The organism is Vreelandella sp. EE27 (assembly GCF_968206495.1).
In genome coordinates this window covers 3522958-3539157 of sequence record NZ_OZ309109.1, presented here as the reverse complement: position 1 = coordinate 3539157, position 16200 = coordinate 3522958, and the positions used below count along the sequence as shown (strand labels likewise).

14 protein-coding genes and 2 tRNA genes are annotated in these 16200 nt (G+C 61.0%); 15 read left to right on the top strand and 1 reads right to left on the bottom strand.

Features of this window, described 5'->3' with window-relative positions; genetic code table 11:
- Window positions 1–111 precede the first annotated feature (111 nt).
- The 5 genes from ACWHVV_RS16620 to greA all read left to right on the top strand — a co-directional run bounded on the left by ACWHVV_RS16620 (window position 112) and on the right by greA (window position 6554).
- Window positions 112–396, top strand: a complete 285-nt coding sequence (locus tag ACWHVV_RS16620) for a DUF2218 domain-containing protein (protein ID WP_447894470.1) — start codon at window positions 112–114, stop codon at window positions 394–396.
- A 110-nt stretch (window positions 397–506) separates the two neighbouring features.
- Window positions 507–1319, top strand: coding sequence for a 4-hydroxy-tetrahydrodipicolinate reductase (gene dapB / locus ACWHVV_RS16615; RefSeq protein WP_447927199.1), 813 nt, complete (start codon window positions 507–509; stop codon window positions 1317–1319).
- A gap of 333 nt (window positions 1320–1652) precedes the next feature.
- On the top strand, window positions 1653–2798 hold the full coding sequence (gene carA, locus ACWHVV_RS16610) for a glutamine-hydrolyzing carbamoyl-phosphate synthase small subunit (protein WP_447929177.1): 1146 nt from the start codon (window positions 1653–1655) through the stop codon (window positions 2796–2798).
- A gap of 52 nt (window positions 2799–2850) precedes the next feature.
- A complete protein-coding gene (gene carB / locus ACWHVV_RS16605) occupies window positions 2851–6081 on the top strand; it encodes a carbamoyl-phosphate synthase large subunit (protein WP_447927198.1) in 3231 nt (1076 codons plus the stop codon).
- Window positions 6078–6554: a transcription elongation factor GreA gene (greA, locus tag ACWHVV_RS16600; RefSeq protein WP_447927197.1), complete on the top strand. Its 477-nt coding sequence runs from the start codon at window positions 6078–6080 to the stop codon at window positions 6552–6554. The genes carB and greA overlap by 4 nt, the downstream gene beginning before the upstream one ends.
- Window positions 6555–6642: 88 nt before the next feature.
- Here the strand turns inward: greA and yhbY are convergent, their stop codons facing one another.
- Window positions 6643–6969 carry a ribosome assembly RNA-binding protein YhbY gene (yhbY, locus tag ACWHVV_RS16595; protein WP_447530087.1) on the bottom strand — a complete coding sequence of 109 codons (327 nt, stop codon included), beginning with the start codon at window positions 6967–6969 and terminating at the stop codon, window positions 6643–6645.
- Between the two features lie 122 nt (window positions 6970–7091).
- Between yhbY and rlmE the strand changes: the two genes are divergently transcribed.
- From rlmE to nusA, 10 genes are all read left to right on the top strand, one after another.
- Window positions 7092–7742 carry a 23S rRNA (uridine(2552)-2'-O)-methyltransferase RlmE gene (gene rlmE / locus ACWHVV_RS16590; protein ID WP_447927196.1) on the top strand — a complete coding sequence of 217 codons (651 nt, stop codon included), beginning with the start codon at window positions 7092–7094 and terminating at the stop codon, window positions 7740–7742.
- A 194-nt stretch (window positions 7743–7936) separates the two neighbouring features.
- Window positions 7937–9931: an ATP-dependent zinc metalloprotease FtsH gene (gene ftsH, locus ACWHVV_RS16585; protein ID WP_447927195.1), complete on the top strand. Its 1995-nt coding sequence runs from the start codon at window positions 7937–7939 to the stop codon at window positions 9929–9931.
- Between the two features lie 117 nt (window positions 9932–10048).
- Window positions 10049–10957 carry a dihydropteroate synthase gene (folP, locus tag ACWHVV_RS16580; RefSeq protein ID WP_447927194.1) on the top strand — a complete coding sequence of 303 codons (909 nt, stop codon included), beginning with the start codon at window positions 10049–10051 and terminating at the stop codon, window positions 10955–10957.
- Window positions 10954–12303 carry a phosphoglucosamine mutase gene (gene glmM / locus ACWHVV_RS16575; RefSeq protein ID WP_447927193.1) on the top strand — a complete coding sequence of 450 codons (1350 nt, stop codon included), beginning with the start codon at window positions 10954–10956 and terminating at the stop codon, window positions 12301–12303. Before folP ends, glmM begins: the two co-directional genes overlap by 4 nt.
- A 92-nt stretch (window positions 12304–12395) precedes the next feature.
- The gene (tpiA, locus tag ACWHVV_RS16570) at window positions 12396–13145 is read left to right on the top strand and encodes a triose-phosphate isomerase (protein WP_447927192.1); all 750 of its coding nucleotides are present in this window, start codon (window positions 12396–12398) and stop codon (window positions 13143–13145) included.
- 4 nt (window positions 13146–13149) lie between these two features.
- Window positions 13150–13509: a preprotein translocase subunit SecG gene (gene secG / locus ACWHVV_RS16565; protein ID WP_447927191.1), complete on the top strand. Its 360-nt coding sequence runs from the start codon at window positions 13150–13152 to the stop codon at window positions 13507–13509.
- Window positions 13510–13557: 48 nt separating this feature from the next.
- Window positions 13558–13644, top strand: a tRNA-Leu gene (locus tag ACWHVV_RS16560).
- A 106-nt stretch (window positions 13645–13750) separates the two neighbouring features.
- A tRNA-Met gene (locus ACWHVV_RS16555) sits at window positions 13751–13827 on the top strand.
- Window positions 13828–14141: 314 nt separating this feature from the next.
- Window positions 14142–14603 (top strand): ribosome maturation factor RimP, encoded by a 462-nt coding sequence (rimP, locus tag ACWHVV_RS16550; RefSeq protein ID WP_447530080.1) that lies wholly within the window; start codon window positions 14142–14144, stop codon window positions 14601–14603.
- Between the two features lie 65 nt (window positions 14604–14668).
- Window positions 14669–16183 (top strand): transcription termination factor NusA, encoded by a 1515-nt coding sequence (nusA, locus tag ACWHVV_RS16545; protein ID WP_447927190.1) that lies wholly within the window; start codon window positions 14669–14671, stop codon window positions 16181–16183.
- The last annotated feature ends 17 nt before the right edge of the window (window positions 16184–16200 follow it).

Genomic DNA, 16200 nt, shown 5'->3' with positions numbered 1-16200 from the left:
ACTGTTCCAATTATTCAAACACTGCGTTGCGTAAGCGTTCAACGCAGCGTTTGTCAGTTTTCAACGCCGATCTTAAGCTACATCGATCGTTTCTTATGAAAGGAGAGTGTCATGCCGATATCCCGTGCTGAAATTGCCACCGAATCCGGCGAGCGCTTGATCAACCGTTTGTGTAAGCACTGGTCGCACAAGCTCGAGGTCGAGTACACCGCTCAGGATGCCAAAATCGTCTTTCCTGAAGGCGGCACCTGCCTGATGCACGCCGAGGCCGATAAGCTCGCGGTCTCGATCGAAACCCTCGATGAGGCAACGCTGGATAAACTCGAAGGCGTCGTCCAGAACCACCTGGAGCGCATGGCCAAAGACGAGACGCTGGAGATCGTCTGGGAAAACTAGCCAGGCCGCCCGCCGGCCGTGATGGCCGGCGGGCTCTGGTATACTCCCGCGGATGAATGAATAAAAGGCGCCGCCTGGCGCCTTTCAGACGATTGCACCCAGGAGATTGTATGACACGAGTGGCCATCGTAGGCGTAGCGGGGCGCATGGGCCGCACGCTGGTAAGCGCGCTAAATCAGGATGAGAACGCAACACTGGCCGGCGGTATCGTCGAGCCGGGAAGCTCGCTCGTCGGTGCCGATATCGGCGAGCTGGCGGGTACGGGTAAGTGCGGCGTGACCGCGGTCGACTCACTCAACGCCATCGTCGACGACTTCGACGTGCTGATCGACTTCACCGCCCCGCAAGTAACGCTTTCGAATCTGGCCTTCTGCGCCGAGCACGGCAAGGCCATCGTGATCGGTACCACCGGCATGAACGATGACGAGCTCGCCGCCCTCGATAGCTACCGCGATAACGTCGCCATGGTGTTCGCGCCCAACATGAGCGTTGGTGTGAACCTGACCCTCAAACTTCTGGAAACCGCGGCCAGGGCGCTGGGCGATGAAGGTTACGATATCGAGATCGTCGAAGCCCACCACCGCCACAAGATCGATGCCCCCTCCGGTACCGCGGTCAAGATGGGCGAGGTCATCGCCAAAAGTCTGGATCGCACGCTGAAAGAGCATGGCGTGTTCGAGCGCGTGGGCCAGTGCGGGCCGCGCACCGATACCGAGATCGGCTTTGCCACGGTGCGCGCCGGCGATATCGTCGGCGAGCACACGGTGATGTTCGCCACCGAAGGCGAGCGCATCGAGATCACCCACAAGGCATCGAGTCGCATGACGTTTGCCAAGGGCGCGGTGCGCGCGGCGCGCTGGGTCGCGGAGCAACGAAGCGGGCGTTTCGATATGCAGGACGTGCTCGGGCTGGGTGAGGCTTGAGCTGGATTTGTAGCCAAAAGGCTGGTCTGGTCGCCTGAAATGCTGTAACATTCCAAAAATTTTGGCCGGGTGGTGGCATGTGAGTAGAAAGTAAACGGCGAACGCTGCGCTTGTTGCACTGGCTTTATTGAAAAATTGCCCAACGCCGTACGCTAAACCATGGCCACCTGCCACGGAAGAACAACAAGCGGGATGAAACCGATTTTTTCTTTATCGGCTTCGTCCCGCTTTTTTACGACCCGACGTTTGCACGCAAACGCCGACACCGGATCGCCGAGCCTGCGCCCCCAGGCGCCTAACAGCATGGGAGAAGTTGTCTTGAATAACCCCGCATTGAGCAAACCTGCGATATTGGCCCTGGAAGATGGCAGCGTGTTTCACGGAGTTGCCATCGGCGCCGAAGGCGTCACGAGCGGGGAGGTGGTGTTCAATACGGCCATGACCGGCTACCAGGAAATTCTCACCGACCCCTCCTACACCCGCCAGATCGTCACACTCACCTACCCGCATATCGGCAACACCGGCATTAACCCGGAAGACGTGGAGTCTGCCTCCATTGCCGCCGCCGGTCTGGTGATTCGCGATCTCCCCTTGATGGCCAGCAGCTTTCGCAGCCAGCAGAGCCTTTCCGAGTATCTGGAAAGTCAAAACGTGCTGGGCATCGCCGATATCGACACCCGCCGCCTGACACGCCTTTTGCGCGACAAGGGCGCGCAGAACGGGGCGATTCTGGCGGGCAGTGATGCCGAGGGCGACGACGCCGTCGAGCGGGCGTTGGCGGCGGCCCGCGCCTTTCCCGGGCTCAAGGGCATGGATCTGGCCAAGGAGGTCTCCTGCAAGCAGGCCTATGAGTGGAGCGAAGGCGAGTGGAGCCTGGGCGCGGGCTACGCCGATACTTCGACCTTTGATCGGCCTTACCACGTGGTGGCCTATGACTACGGGGTGAAATTCAACATCCTGCGTATGCTGGCCGCCCGCGGCTGCCGCTTGACCGTGGTGCCCGCTCAGACCCCAGCTGCAGAGGTTCTGGCGATGAATCCGGACGGCGTATTTTTGGCCAACGGCCCCGGCGACCCGGAGCCCTGCGACTACGCGATCACCGCGATTGGCGAGATTCTCGAAACCGATACGCCGGTGTTCGGTATCTGCCTGGGTCACCAGCTTTTAGCGCTGGCCTCCGGGGCGAAGACCGTCAAAATGAACCACGGCCACCACGGCGCCAACCACCCGGTGCAGGATCTCGACTCTGGCACGGTGATGATCACGAGCCAGAACCACGGCTTCGCCGCCGACGAAACCACGCTGCCAGGTAATGTGCGCGCCACGCACCGCTCGCTTTTCGACGGCACACTGCAGGGCATCGAGCGCACCGACCGCCCGGCGTTCAGCTTTCAGGGGCATCCGGAAGCGAGCCCCGGTCCGAAGGACGTATCGCCGCTGTTTGATCGCTTTATCGACCTGATGCAGGCGCGTCGCTGATCCGTTTGCCAAGCCCTATCGAGCTCATCGTCACTTTTTTGCGGGAACCGTTATGCCCAAGCGTACCGACATCAAGACTATTCTCATCATTGGCGCTGGCCCCATCGTCATCGGCCAGGCCTGCGAATTCGACTACTCCGGCGCCCAGGCGTGTAAAGCGCTGCGCGAGGAGGGCTACCGGGTGGTGCTGGTCAACTCCAACCCGGCCACCATCATGACCGACCCGGTCATGGCCGATGCCACCTACATCGAGCCGATCACCTGGCAGGCCGTCGAGAAAATCATCGAGGCGGAAAAGCCCGACGCGATCCTGCCCACCATGGGCGGGCAAACCGCGCTCAACTGCGCCCTCGACCTTGAAAAGCACGGCGTGCTCGACAAGCACGGCGTCGAGATGATCGGCGCCAACGCCGACGCCATCAACATGGCCGAGGACCGTGATCTGTTCGACCAGGCCATGAAGCGTATCGGCCTCGAGTGCCCGAAGGCGAAGGTCGCCCACACCATGGATGAAGCCTGGGAGATTCAAGCGGAGCTTGGCTTTCCGACCATCATCCGGCCTTCCTACACCATGGGCGGCTCCGGCGGCGGCGTGGCGTACAACAAGGAAGAGTTCGAGGAGATCTGCACCCGCGGTTTCGAGCTTTCCAACAATCACGAGCTTTTGATCGACGAGTCGCTGCTGGGTTGGAAAGAGTACGAAATGGAGGTCGTGCGCGATAAAAACGATAACTGCATCATAGTGTGCGCCATCGAGAACTTCGACCCGATGGGCGTGCACACCGGCGACTCGATCACCGTGGCCCCGGCGCAGACGCTGACGGATAAAGAGTACCAGATCATGCGCGACGCAAGCCTTGCGGTGCTGCGCGAGATCGGGGTGGAAACCGGTGGCTCCAACGTTCAGTTCGGCATGGACCCGCAAACCGGGCGCCTGGTGGTCATCGAGATGAATCCACGGGTCTCGCGCTCCTCGGCGCTTGCCTCGAAAGCCACCGGCTTTCCGATCGCCAAGATCGCCGCGAAGCTCGCGGTGGGTTACACCCTGGACGAGCTGCAAAACGACATTACCGGCGGGGCGACCCCGGCGTCTTTCGAGCCGTCCATCGACTACGTCGTCACCAAGATTCCGCGCTTCACCTTCGAGAAATTCCCCCAGGCCAATGACCGTCTCACCACCCAGATGAAGTCGGTAGGCGAGGTAATGGCGATTGGCCGTACCTTCCAGGAGTCGCTGCAAAAAGCGCTGCGCGGTATGGAAACCGGCAACGACGGCCTCGACCCGATCATTACCGACTTTAGCGATGAGGCGATGGCGCAGATCAAGGGCGAGCTGCAGGCCGCCGGCGCCGAGCGCATCTTCTTTGTGGCCGACGCCATGCGCGCCGGTATGAGCGTCGAAGAGGTCTTCGCGCTGACCAACATCGACCGCTGGTTTTTGGTGCAGCTCGAAGACCTGATTCTTTCTGAGGCCTCTGTGGCCAAGCGCGCGCTGGGCGACTTCTCGGCCCGCGAGCTCTACCAGCTCAAGCGCAAGGGCTTTGCCGACGCGCGCCTGGCCAAACTGCTCGGCGTCAGCGAAAAGGAATTCCGCCAAACCCGCCAGGCCGCGGGTATTCGCCCGGTTTACAAGCGTGTCGATACCTGTGCGGCGGAGTTCGCCTCGAGCACCGCCTATATGTACTCCACCTATGAAGAGGAGTGCGAGGCCGACGTTTCCGATCGCCAGAAGATCATGGTGCTCGGCGGTGGCCCGAACCGCATCGGCCAGGGTATCGAGTTCGACTACTGCTGCGTTCACGCCGCACTCGCGATGCGCGACGACGGCTATGAGACCATCATGGTCAACTGCAACCCGGAAACCGTCTCTACCGACTACGACACCTCGGATCGGCTCTACTTCGAGCCGGTGACGCTGGAAGACGTGCTCGAAATCGCCGATAAAGAGAAGCCGGCGGGCGTGATCGTCCAGTTCGGCGGCCAGACCCCGCTGAAGCTCGCCCGGGAGCTCGAAGCCGCCGGCGTGCCGATCATCGGCACCACACCGGATGCCATCGACCGCGCCGAAGACCGCGAGCGCTTCCAGCACATGATCGAGAAGCTCGGTCTCAAGCAGCCGCCCAACGCCACCGCGCGCAGCTTCGACGAGGCCTTCGCCAAGGCCGAGGCGATCGGCTACCCCTTGGTCGTGCGCCCCAGCTATGTGCTCGGCGGGCGCGCCATGGAGATCGTCTACGACGCGTCTGAACTCGAAAACTACATGACCAACGCAGTGAAGGTCTCCAACGACTCGCCGGTGCTGCTGGATCACTTCTTGAGCGCCGCGGTCGAGGTGGATATCGACGCGGTGTCCGACGGCGACGCCGTGGTGATCGGCGGCATCATGCAGCACGTCGAGCAGGCCGGGGTGCACTCCGGCGACTCCGCCTGCGCGCTGCCGCCGTACTCGCTGCCCGCGGATGTGCAGGACGAGATGCGCGACCAGGTCAAGCGCATGGCGGTGGAGCTGGGTGTGAAGGGGCTGATGAACGTGCAGCTCGCTTGGCAGGACAATGAGATCTACGTGATCGAAGTCAACCCGCGCGCCTCGCGTACCGTGCCGTTCGTCTCCAAGTGCATCGGCACCTCGCTTGCCCAGATCGCCGCGCGCTGCATGGCGGGCCAGACCCTGGCAAGCCAGGGCTTCGAGCGCGAAATCGTGCCGCATTTTTATAGCGTGAAAGAAGCGGTCTTCCCGTTCAACAAGTTCCAGGGGGTCGATCCGATCCTTTCGCCGGAGATGAAGTCCACCGGCGAAGTGATGGGCTCCGGCGATACCTTCGCCGAGGCGTTTTTCAAGGCGCAGCTGGGCGCCGGGGAGGCCATTCCGGCCCTCGATGGTCCGCGCAAGGCCTTCTTGTCGGTGCGCGAGCCGGACAAAGAGGGGATTATCGAAGTAGGCCGTTCTCTGCTAACATTGGGCTTCACGTTATGTGCCACGCGCGGAACGGCCGCCGCACTCGAAGCGGCCGGGCTCACAGTCGAGCACGTCAATAAAGTTTACGAAGGTCGCCCCCATATCGTCGATTCGCTCAAGAACGACGAGATCGCCTACATTGTGAACACTACCGAAGGTCGTCAGGCTATCAACGACTCTTCGATCATTCGCCGTACTGCTCTCGCGCGCAAGGTGCCCTATGCGACCACCCTGGCGGGCGCTAATGCCGTTTGCATGGCGCTCGAGTACGGTCGGGAGATTACGGTGCGGCGCCTTCAGGATCTGCATGCAGGAGCAAGTCAATGAACAAGGTCCCGATGACGGTAGCGGGCGAAAAAAGTCTTCGCGAAGAGCTCAGTCACCTGAAGGGCGAAGCGCGCCCTGAGGTGATTGCCGCGATCGCCGAGGCGCGCGAGCACGGCGATCTCAAGGAGAACGCCGAGTATCACGCGGCCCGTGAACAGCAGGGATTTATCGAAGGACGCATTCAAGAGATCGAAAGCAAGCTCTCCGGCGCCCAGGTGATCGATGTCACCAAACTGCCCAAAACCGGCAAGGTGATCTTTGGTGTGACCGTGGCGCTTTTGAATCTGGATAGCGACGCCCAGGTCACCTACCGTATCGTCGGTGAAGACGAAGCGGATATTAAATCCGGGCGCATCTCGGTCACATCCCCCATCGCCCGCGCGTTAATTGGCAAGGAAGAGGGTGATATCGTGGTGGTCAAGACCCCCGGCGGCGATGTCGAATACGAAATCGAAAGCGTCGAGCACATCTAAACCTGGCGTTTGATGGCACAAAAAAAGGCCCGGGCAGTGATGCCCGGGCCTTTTGCATGGCGCTTCTCGATAGCGCTTTAGCGCGTGCTCAGTGGCGGCCGTGATGGTTCTCGAAGCGGCTGACGTTGGAAAGTTTGGGGTTGGCGCTTGGGTTTCGGCGGTAAAAAAGCGCCATCTTGCCAATGGTTTGGACAAGCTCCGCGCCGCTTTCATTGACCAGCTCCTGCACCATGGCCGCGCGATCGTCGCGCTCGGGGAGGGCCAACTTCACCTTGATCAGCTCGTGATCGCGCAGTGCGCGGTCGAACTCGGCGAGCAGATTCTCGGAGATGCCGTTTTCAGAGACCGTCACGACTGGGTTCAGGTGATGGCCAATGCTGCGAAATGCTTTCTTTTGTGCCTGTGACAAGCTCATGGTATCTTGCGGTATCCCGGTTTGCGCTTAACGCTCCATCTTACGGTGAAACGCCGTCAAGTGAAAGCAGTCCACCCGGCACTTTCGCACATTCACCCCCATACGCTAGATGTAGACGCCTCATGCAGCAAAAGCCAGCAGGTCCCAAACGCTCCGCCAGCAAGACCAGCGCCAACTGGATGAAAGAGCATTTTGACGATCAGTACGTCAAGCAGAGCTGGCAGGACGGCTACCGCTCGCGCGCAAGCTACAAGCTTTTAGAGCTCGATGAAAAAGACAAGCTCTTTCGCCCGAACATGACGGTGATCGACCTGGGCGCCGCCCCCGGTGGCTGGAGCCAGGTGGCCGCCGATAAAGTCGGTATGGACGGTGTGGTCGTCGCCTCGGACATTCTGGAAATGGACGCGCTGGCCGGCGTTGACTTCATCCAGGGCGATTTCACCGAAGAGAGTGTGCTGAACGCCATTCTCGAGCGGCTGGGAAATCGCCGCGTCGACCTTGTGATGTCGGACATGGCCCCCAATATGAGTGGCATGGCCGCCATCGACCAACCCCAGGCGATGTATCTTGTCGAGCTGGCCCTGGAGCTTGCCCGGGAAACGCTCTCCAAAGGCGGCACCTTTCTGGCCAAGGTGTTTCAGGGTGAAGGGTTCGACGCTTATTTGAAGGAGTTGAGAGGCGACTTCGACCGCGTAGTGACGCGCAAGCCCGGCGCTTCGCGGGCCCGCTCTCGGGAGGTCTATTTTCTAGCCCAGGGGTTTCGCGGCCGCTAATTCACGCCGCGAAGAAAACGATCATGGCGATTGCCGCGAAGGCAATCGCACTGCGTGTCATACGGGTCGTAAGGCCCCTATGGCATACATGGCCCAAAGTCAAACGTGCTTTGGCAATGGTTGAACGTAGTGCTCTAGTGTAAGGTCTGAGTATCGACGGTTAACTGACGGATTCTTGTAATGAGGGTAGCCCCTTGAACGATATGGCGAAGAACCTGATTCTGTGGTTGGTCATTGCGGCCGTGCTACTGACAGTGTTCAACAATTTCAGTACGGAAAGCGCACCCCAGTCCACTAACTACTCCCAGTTCGTGCATCAGGTGCAAAATCAACAGGTTCGCAGTGTCACCATCGATGGCTACACCATTCAGGGTGAGCGCACCGACGGGTCGCAGTTCCAGACCATCCGGCCGGCGGCGGAAGACCCGAAGCTGATGGATGACCTGCTGAGCAACGACGTCACCGTGGTCGGCAAGGAGCCGGAGCAGCAGAGCATCTGGATGCGCCTACTGATCGCCAGTTTCCCGATTCTGCTTATCCTTGCCATCTTCATGTTCTTCATGCGCCAGATGCAGGGCGGCGCCGGTGGCGGCAAGGGTGGCCCGATGAGCTTTGGTAAATCCAAGGCCAAACTGCTCTCCCAGGATCAGATCAAAACCACCTTCGCCGATGTCGCCGGCTGCGACGAAGCCAAGGAAGAGGTCGAAGAGCTGGTCGACTTTTTGCGCGACCCGACCAAGTTCCAGCGCCTGGGCGGTACGATTCCCCGCGGCGTGTTGATGGTGGGCCCGCCGGGTACCGGTAAAACGCTGCTGGCGAAGTCCATTGCCGGCGAAGCGAAAGTGCCGTTCTTCTCGATTTCCGGCTCCGACTTCGTCGAGATGTTCGTCGGTGTGGGCGCATCCCGTGTGCGCGACATGTTCGAGCAGGCCAAGAAACAGGCACCCTGCATCATCTTCATCGATGAGATCGACGCCGTGGGCCGCTCGCGCGGTGCCGGCATGGGCGGTGGTAACGACGAGCGCGAACAGACCCTCAATCAGCTGCTGGTCGAGATGGATGGTTTCGAAGCCAACGAAGGCATCATCGTGATCGCCGCGACCAACCGTCCGGACGTTCTCGACCCGGCGCTTCTGCGCCCGGGCCGTTTCGACCGTCAGGTCACCGTGGGTCTGCCCGATATTCGCGGCCGCGAGCATATCCTGGGCGTACACCTGCGCAAGGTGCCGCTGGCCGAGGACGTCAAGCCGGTCTTCATCGCCCGTGGTACCCCCGGTTTCTCCGGTGCCGATCTTGCCAACCTGGTCAACGAAGCCGCGCTCTTTGCCGCGCGTCGCAACAAGCGCCTGGTGGGTATGGACGAGCTGGAGATGGCCAAGGACAAGATCATGATGGGCGCCGAGCGCAAATCCATGGTCATGACCGACAAAGAGAAGCTCAACACGGCGTATCACGAATCCGGTCACGCGATCATCGGTTTGGTGATGCCCGAGCACGACCCAGTCTACAAGGTGACGATCATCCCGCGGGGCCGGGCGCTGGGTGTCACCATGTTCCTGCCGGAAGAGGATCGTTACAGCCTCTCGCGTCAGCAGATTCTCAGCCAGATCTGTTCGCTGTTCGGCGGGCGTATCGCCGAAGAGATGACGCTGGGCGCCAACGGCGTGACCACCGGCGCTTCCAACGACATCAAGCGGGCCACCGAACTTGCCCACAACATGGTCGCCAAGTGGGGCTTGTCGGATGAGATGGGCCCGATCATGTACGACGAGGACGAATCGCACCAGTTCCTCGGCGGCCCGGGGCAGAGCGGCGGCAAACTGAAGTCCGGCGAAACCACCACGCGTCTGGACAAGGAAGTGCGCAAGATCATCGACGACTGCTACGAGCAGGCACGCCAGATCCTGCACGATAACCGCGACAAGCTCGACGCCATGACCGAAGCGCTGATGAAGTACGAAACCATCGACGCGAGTCAGCTCAAGGACATCATGGAAGGCAAGGACCCGCGCCCGCCGGAAGGCTGGGATGACGGCGACTCCTCCGGCGGCGGTACGCCGGCGGGTGGCGAGCCGCAGCCAAAAGCGGACGAGCCGGACCATGGCGATGCCAATGACGATGGCGAAGAGGACGACGACGAACCTCGCCGCCGCCCCTCCGACCCGCTTGGCGGTCCGGCCGGGCCCTGAGCCTAACGCTGGGGTCGTCATGCTCGCCCCGCTTCTAAAGCGCCCCACCTCGGGGCGCTTTTTTTTGGTATGCTAGGCGCCATCAAGCCGCCCCGTTTTCTATCTATCAGGCTGTTCATGAAACCAACGCTCGATCCACACCAGGCCCCCAGCCACGTCACTCAGTTGCAGTGCGGTCGTCATCGGCTGGATCTCTCCTTTCCTCGGGTCATGGGGATATTGAACGTCACCCCGGACTCTTTCTCCGACGGCGGCCGCCACGTCTCGCTCGACGACGCGCTGCGCCGCGCCGAGCAGATGCTGGCCGAGGGCGCGGCGGTGATCGACGTCGGCGGGGAGTCCACGCGCCCCGGCGCCGACGCCGTTCCCGAACAGCAGGAGCTCGACCGCGTCGGCCCGGTCGTCGAGGCGCTAGTGCGCGAACTCGACGCGCTGGTCTCCGTCGATACCAGTAGCGCTTTGGTGATGCGCGAGTCCGCCGCCCTCGGTGCCGGTATGATCAACGATGTACGTTCTCTCGAGCGCGACGGCGCCTTGGCCGCCGCCGCCAGTAGCGGGCTGCCTGCTTGTTTGATGCACCGCCAGGGCGAGCCCCAGGATATGCAGCATTCGCCGGCCTACGACGAGCCCATCGAGCAGGCGGTCGCCGATTACCTGACAAGGCGCATCGCGGCCTGCGAAGCGGCCGGGTTCAAGCGCGATCAGCTGCTGCTCGATCCGGGGTTCGGGTTTGGCAAAACCGTTGAGCACAACCTGCGTCTTTTGAATCAAATGCGCGCGCTCGAGGCGCTGAACCTGCCGCTGTTGGTAGGCATGTCGCGTAAAAGCATGATCGGCAAGGTGCTCGGTCGGCCGGTCGAGGAGCGTCTGCCTGGCGGGCTTGCACTGTCGGCCATGGCGGTCGAACGCGGCGCCAAAATACTACGTGTGCATGATGTCGGCGCGACGGCGGATGCCGTTACCATGGCCTGGGCGGTCCTCCAGGAAAGCTGCGAGCCGCCGGTCCACAAGGAACTCTTCTCATGACACGACGCTATTTCGGAACCGATGGTATTCGCGGCACGGTCGGCGAGACGCCGATCACCGCCGACTTCATGCTCAAACTCGGCTGGGCGGCAGGGCAGGTGTTGCGCCGCTCGAACGGGCGCACGCGGGTGTTGATCGGCAAGGACACGCGCATCTCCGGCTACATGTTCGAGTCGGCGCTGGAGGCGGGGCTCTCCGCCGCCGGGGTCGATGTCTCGCTGCTCGGCCCGATGCCCACGCCGGGCATCGCCTACCTGACCCGCACCTTTCGCGCCGATGCAGGCATCGTCATCTCCGCCTCGCACAATCCGTTCGAGGATAACGGCATCAAGTTCTTTTCCGCCGAGGGCAAAAAGCTTCCCGACGAAGTCGAGGACCGCATCGAGGCGATGCTGGACGCGCCGCTTTGCACCGCCGAGGCCGGGCAGCTTGGCAAGGCCGCGCGCATCGACGACGCCGCGGGGCGCTACATCGAATTCTGTAAATCGACGCTGCCCGACCGACTGAGCCTGCACGGCCTGAGCGTGGTGCTCGACTGCGCCCACGGCGCGACCTACCACATTGCGCCGAGCGTATTTCGCGAGCTGGGCGCCGAGGTCAGCGTGATCGGCGCCACGCCTAACGGGCTCAATATCAATCAAGAAGTGGGCTCGACCCATCCGGCGGCGCTGCGTGCGGCGGTGATTCAGCAGGGCGCTGATTTAGGCGTGGCCTTCGACGGCGACGGCGACCGGGTGCTGTTGGTCGATGCCGACGGCCGGGAAGTCGACGGCGACGACATCCTTTATCTCATCGCCCGGGACCGCCATGAGCGCGGTCTTTTGCAGGGCGGCGTGGTCGGTACGCTGATGAGCAACTTCGGCCTGGCCAAGGCGCTGGAAGCGCTAGGCATTCCCTTCGAGCGCGTCAAGGTCGGCGACCGCTTCGTGATGGAGAAAATGGCGGCCAACGGTTGGGAGTTGGGCGGCGAGTCCTCGGGTCATATCGTATGTGGCCATGCGCAGACGACCGGCGACGGTATCGTCTCGGCGCTTCAGGTGCTGGCGCTGATGATGCGCGAGCAAAAAACGCTCGCTGCGCTGTTAAAGGCCTTCGAGAAGGTGCCCCAGGCGCTGGTCAACGTCCGGCTGCCCGCCGGTACCCATGCCAAAGACGTCATGGACGCTCCGGTACTCAATGAAGCGGTCGGCGAGCTCGAAGCAAAGCTCGGCGACCAGGGGCGAGTGCTACTGCGCCCCTCGGGTACCGAGCCGCTGATTCGTGTAATGGTCGAAGGCCGCGCGCACCTGGACGTTCAGGCGCTGGCCGAAACCCTTGCAAAGCGGGTCGAAGCACTACTGACCTAAGCCTGGCCCGCGTTCGGCCCAAATGTGGGCAGCGGTTGTCTTGACAAGGCCGCTCCTATACCATTTCGCTCCACCTTGAGTGAGGATATTGAATGCGCACACCACTGATTGCCGGTAACTGGAAAATGAACGGCTCAAGGTCGCTGATCGACACCTTTGCGGACACCCTGGCGGCCACCCCCTTGCCCGAGCAGGTCGAGGCGGCGCTGATCGTGCCTTTTCCCTACCTCGACGCCGCGCAGCGGGCGTTTCAGTCGACCTCGCTCAAGCTGGGGGCGCAAACGCTCAATACCGAGGCCTCGGGGGCGCATACCGGCGAGGTGAGCGCGCCGATGCTCAACGAGTTCGGTGTCTGCTATGTGCTGGTGGGCCATTCCGAGCGCCGCGCGCTTTACGGTGATACCAACGAGGCGATCCTTGGCCGGGTCAACGTCGCGCTCGATCACGGTCTGACGCCCATTCTATGCGTGGGTGAAACCCTGGAGGAGCGCGAGGCCGAGCGCACCATGGACGTGGTGCTGGCTCAGGTGGACGCAGTGCTTACCCATCTAAGCCACGAAGCCCAAAAGAAACTGGTCATCGCCTACGAGCCGGTATGGGCGATTGGTACCGGGCGTACGGCGACCCCGGAGCAGGCGCAGGATGTAATGGCCGAGGTGCGCGCGCACCTTGCGCGTTTTGATGACACCCTCGGTGAGGAGCTCGTGCTTCTCTACGGCGGTAGCATGAATGCCGGTAATGCAGCCGAGCTACTTGCAAAGCCGGATATCGACGGCGGTTTGGTGGGCGGTGCCTCGCTCAAAACCGATGATTTTTTCGCTATTTGTCAGTCAGCAGGATAACGCCATGCAAGTTGCAATTTTAATGGTTCACGTGGTCATCGCGATCGCGCTCGTAGTACTTATCCTGCTTCAGCAGGGTAAAGGGGCCGATGCCGGCGCCTCCTTCGGCGGCGGTGCCTCACAGACGGTCTTCGGTTCCCGCGGCAGCGGTAACTTTCTGTCGACCGCGACCGGCGTTCTGGCGGCGGGGTTCTTCGTCACGTCCATGGCGCTTGCCTACTTTGCCACTCAGGCAGGACAGGCCCCGGAAGCCGGTATTCCGGACTCGCGCTTAGTCGAGCAACAACAAAGTGTTCCAACACTTGACGACGACTCGGGAAGTGTGGATAATACCGCGCCAGTGCTAGAGGAAAACGGCGACTAAGTATTTGAGATTAAATGCTTGTTGACGCTTTCTTTAGCCTCCCCTGATGCCGAAGTGGTGGAATTGGTAGACACGCTATCTTGAGGGGGTAGTGACCGTATGGTCGTGCGGGTTCAAGTCCCGCCTTCGGCACCACCGAGAAACTGGTTGGATCGGTTTCGAGGATTTCAGGGTGGTACCTGAGACGAGAAAGCCCTTGACGAAGGTCGTATAAGGGACTAATATCGTCCAGCTAGATTGATGCGGGGTGGAGCAGTCTGGTAGCTCGTCGGGCTCATAACCCGAAGGTCATCGGTTCAAATCCGGTCCCCGCTACCATCTTTTTTCAAACGGTGTATGCACAGCGCTTCAGTATTGGCTGGCAATAGAATCACACCGGTTTGTTAAAATGGTATTACAGGTTTCTTTTAAAAAGCCCCTTCCTGTGAAGGGGCTTTTTGTTAGTAGCGTCTTTACACACGCTGACGCTACCGGCAGATTTAAGAGTAGCTTTTTGCGAGCCAAGCGTGTCTTGCGCGCCGGCACCTGCCGCGACGTCGAAGACACATTTTCAGGTAACGCCAATCAGCCACCTAGCTTTTCTCATGACTCCTGGCCAGGTGCCTGATGCAACGGCTATAGGAGCTTCGTCTGTGGCCACAAAACACGCAGCGCTGCACGCGCTGATTGAGCCTGTTGTCGCCGCCATGGGCTTCGAGCTATGGGGCATCGACCATCTTTCTCAGGGCAAACATTCACGCCTGGTGATCTACATCGAGCGTGAAAGCGGCGTCAGTGTCGAAGACTGCGCTGATATCAGCCGTCAAGTCAGTGCCGTCATGGATGTCGAAGACCCTATTCCCGGCGAGTACCGCCTGGAGGTTTCGTCGCCCGGTATGGCGCGTCCTTTGTATACCCTGGATCATTTCACACGCTACCAGGGCCACCAGGTGGCGCTCAAGCTGCGCACCGCCTTTCATGGCCGGCGTAAATATCAGGGGCTGCTCGCGGGCGTGGAAAGCGACGAAGTGCTGCTTCAGCTCGACGGCGAAGAGTACTGCTTTCCCATCGAAAGCATCGATGCTGCACACATTGTCCCGCAGTTCGAAGATTAAAAAAACGGCGGCCCCCCACGGCTTGGGCGAGGCACAAAGGACAGGTTTACTGGCGAGGCATACGCATGAGTAAAGAAATTTTAATGGTCGTTGACGCGATCTCTAATGAAAAAGGCGTTTCACGCGACGTAATTTTCGAAGCGGTCGAAGCGGCGCTGGCTAGCGCCTCGCGCAAGCGTTTCGAGCAGGAAGAAGCCAACGTGCGCGTGGAAATCGACCGCCGCACTGGCGACTACGACACCTACCGCTACTGGACCGTGGTCGAAGACGACGAGTTCGAAACGCCGGATTACGAAATCAAGCAAACCGTTGCCGAACGGCGCGACCCGCCTTTGGCGCTGGGTGAGGTCACCGAGCAGAAGATCGACAACGCCGTGTTTGGTCGTATTGCCGCCCAGACCGCCAAGCAGGTCATCGTCCAGAAAGTCCGTGAAGCCGAGCGCGCCGAAGTGGTCAGCCAGTACGCCGACCGCGAAGGCGAGCTGGTCGCCGGTATCGTCAAGAAAACTACCCGTGACGGGCTGATCATCGACCTGGGCGAAAACGCCGAGGCGTTTTTGGCGCGTAACGAAATGATTCACGGCGAGCGCTACCGCATGAACGAGCGGGTGCGCGCGCTGCTGGTCAAGGTCGACCCGGAGGCTCGCGGCGCACAGCTTCAGCTCTCGCGCACCAATGCGCAGTTCATCATCGAGCTTTTCAAGATCGAGGTGCCGGAAATTGCCGAGCAGCTCATCGAGATCAAGGGCGCGGCCCGCGATCCGGGCTCGCGCGCCAAGATCGCCGTCAAAACCAACGACCGTCGTATCGACCCGGTCGGTGCGTGTGTAGGTATGCGCGGCTCGCGGGTGCAGGCGGTGTCATCAGAGCTTCAAAACGAGCGTGTAGACATCGTGCTGTGGGACGATAACCCCGCGCAGCTCGTCATCAACGCCATGGCGCCGGCGGACGTTGCCTCCATTTTGGTGGATGAAGATGCCCACGCCATGGACGTCGCGGTCGCCCAGGACAATCTCGCTCAGGCCATCGGCCGCAGCGGCCAGAACGTGCGCCTGGCATCGGAACTCACCGGCTGGCGGATCAACGTCATGACCGAAGACGAGGCCGAGTCCAAGCGCGAGCAGGAAATCGATAGCCTCGTGGACTCCTTCGTTCACCACCTCAGCGTGGACGAGGACGTTGCCCGGCTATTAGTGGAAGAAGGGTTCACTACCCTGGAAGAAGTCGCCTACGTGCCGCTCGAAGAGATGCTCGAAATCGAAGAATTCGATGAAGAGCTCGTCGAAGAGCTGCGCGCACGTGCCAAGGACGAGCTACTGACAATGGCGATCGCCTCGGAAGAAGCGCTCGACGGTGCCCAGCCGGCAGACGATCTGTTGGAAATGGAAGGAATGGAGCGCCACCTGGCCTTCATTCTTGCCAGTCGGGGCATTGTCACCATGGAAGATCTCGCCGAGCAGTCTGTCGACGATCTGGTCGATATCGAGGAGTTAGACGAAGCGCGCGCAGCGGCACTGATCATGACTGCCCGTGCGCCCTGGTTTGAAGACGATAGCGAAGCGGCTTCGAACACACAGTAAACAGGTCACGGGCTTGG

Excerpts from the sequence above, each read along its gene's own strand:
- yhbY (WP_447530087.1), bottom strand. The coding sequence starts at position 6,969 with ATGAGCTTGTCACAGGCACAAAAGAAAGCATTTCGCAGCATTGGCCAT.
- greA (WP_447927197.1), top strand. The coding sequence starts at position 6,078 with ATGAACAAGGTCCCGATGACGGTAGCGGGCGAAAAAAGTCTTCGCGAA.
- secG (WP_447927191.1), top strand. The coding sequence starts at position 13,150 with ATGCAAGTTGCAATTTTAATGGTTCACGTGGTCATCGCGATCGCGCTC.
- ACWHVV_RS16620 (WP_447894470.1), top strand. The coding sequence starts at position 112 with ATGCCGATATCCCGTGCTGAAATTGCCACCGAATCCGGCGAGCGCTTG.
- glmM (WP_447927193.1), top strand. The coding sequence starts at position 10,954 with ATGACACGACGCTATTTCGGAACCGATGGTATTCGCGGCACGGTCGGC.
- rlmE (WP_447927196.1), top strand. The coding sequence starts at position 7,092 with ATGCAGCAAAAGCCAGCAGGTCCCAAACGCTCCGCCAGCAAGACCAGC.
- tpiA (WP_447927192.1), top strand. The coding sequence starts at position 12,396 with ATGCGCACACCACTGATTGCCGGTAACTGGAAAATGAACGGCTCAAGG.
- dapB (WP_447927199.1), top strand. The coding sequence starts at position 507 with ATGACACGAGTGGCCATCGTAGGCGTAGCGGGGCGCATGGGCCGCACG.
- nusA (WP_447927190.1), top strand. The coding sequence starts at position 14,669 with ATGAGTAAAGAAATTTTAATGGTCGTTGACGCGATCTCTAATGAAAAA.
- folP (WP_447927194.1), top strand. The coding sequence starts at position 10,049 with ATGAAACCAACGCTCGATCCACACCAGGCCCCCAGCCACGTCACTCAG.
- carB (WP_447927198.1), top strand. The coding sequence starts at position 2,851 with ATGCCCAAGCGTACCGACATCAAGACTATTCTCATCATTGGCGCTGGC.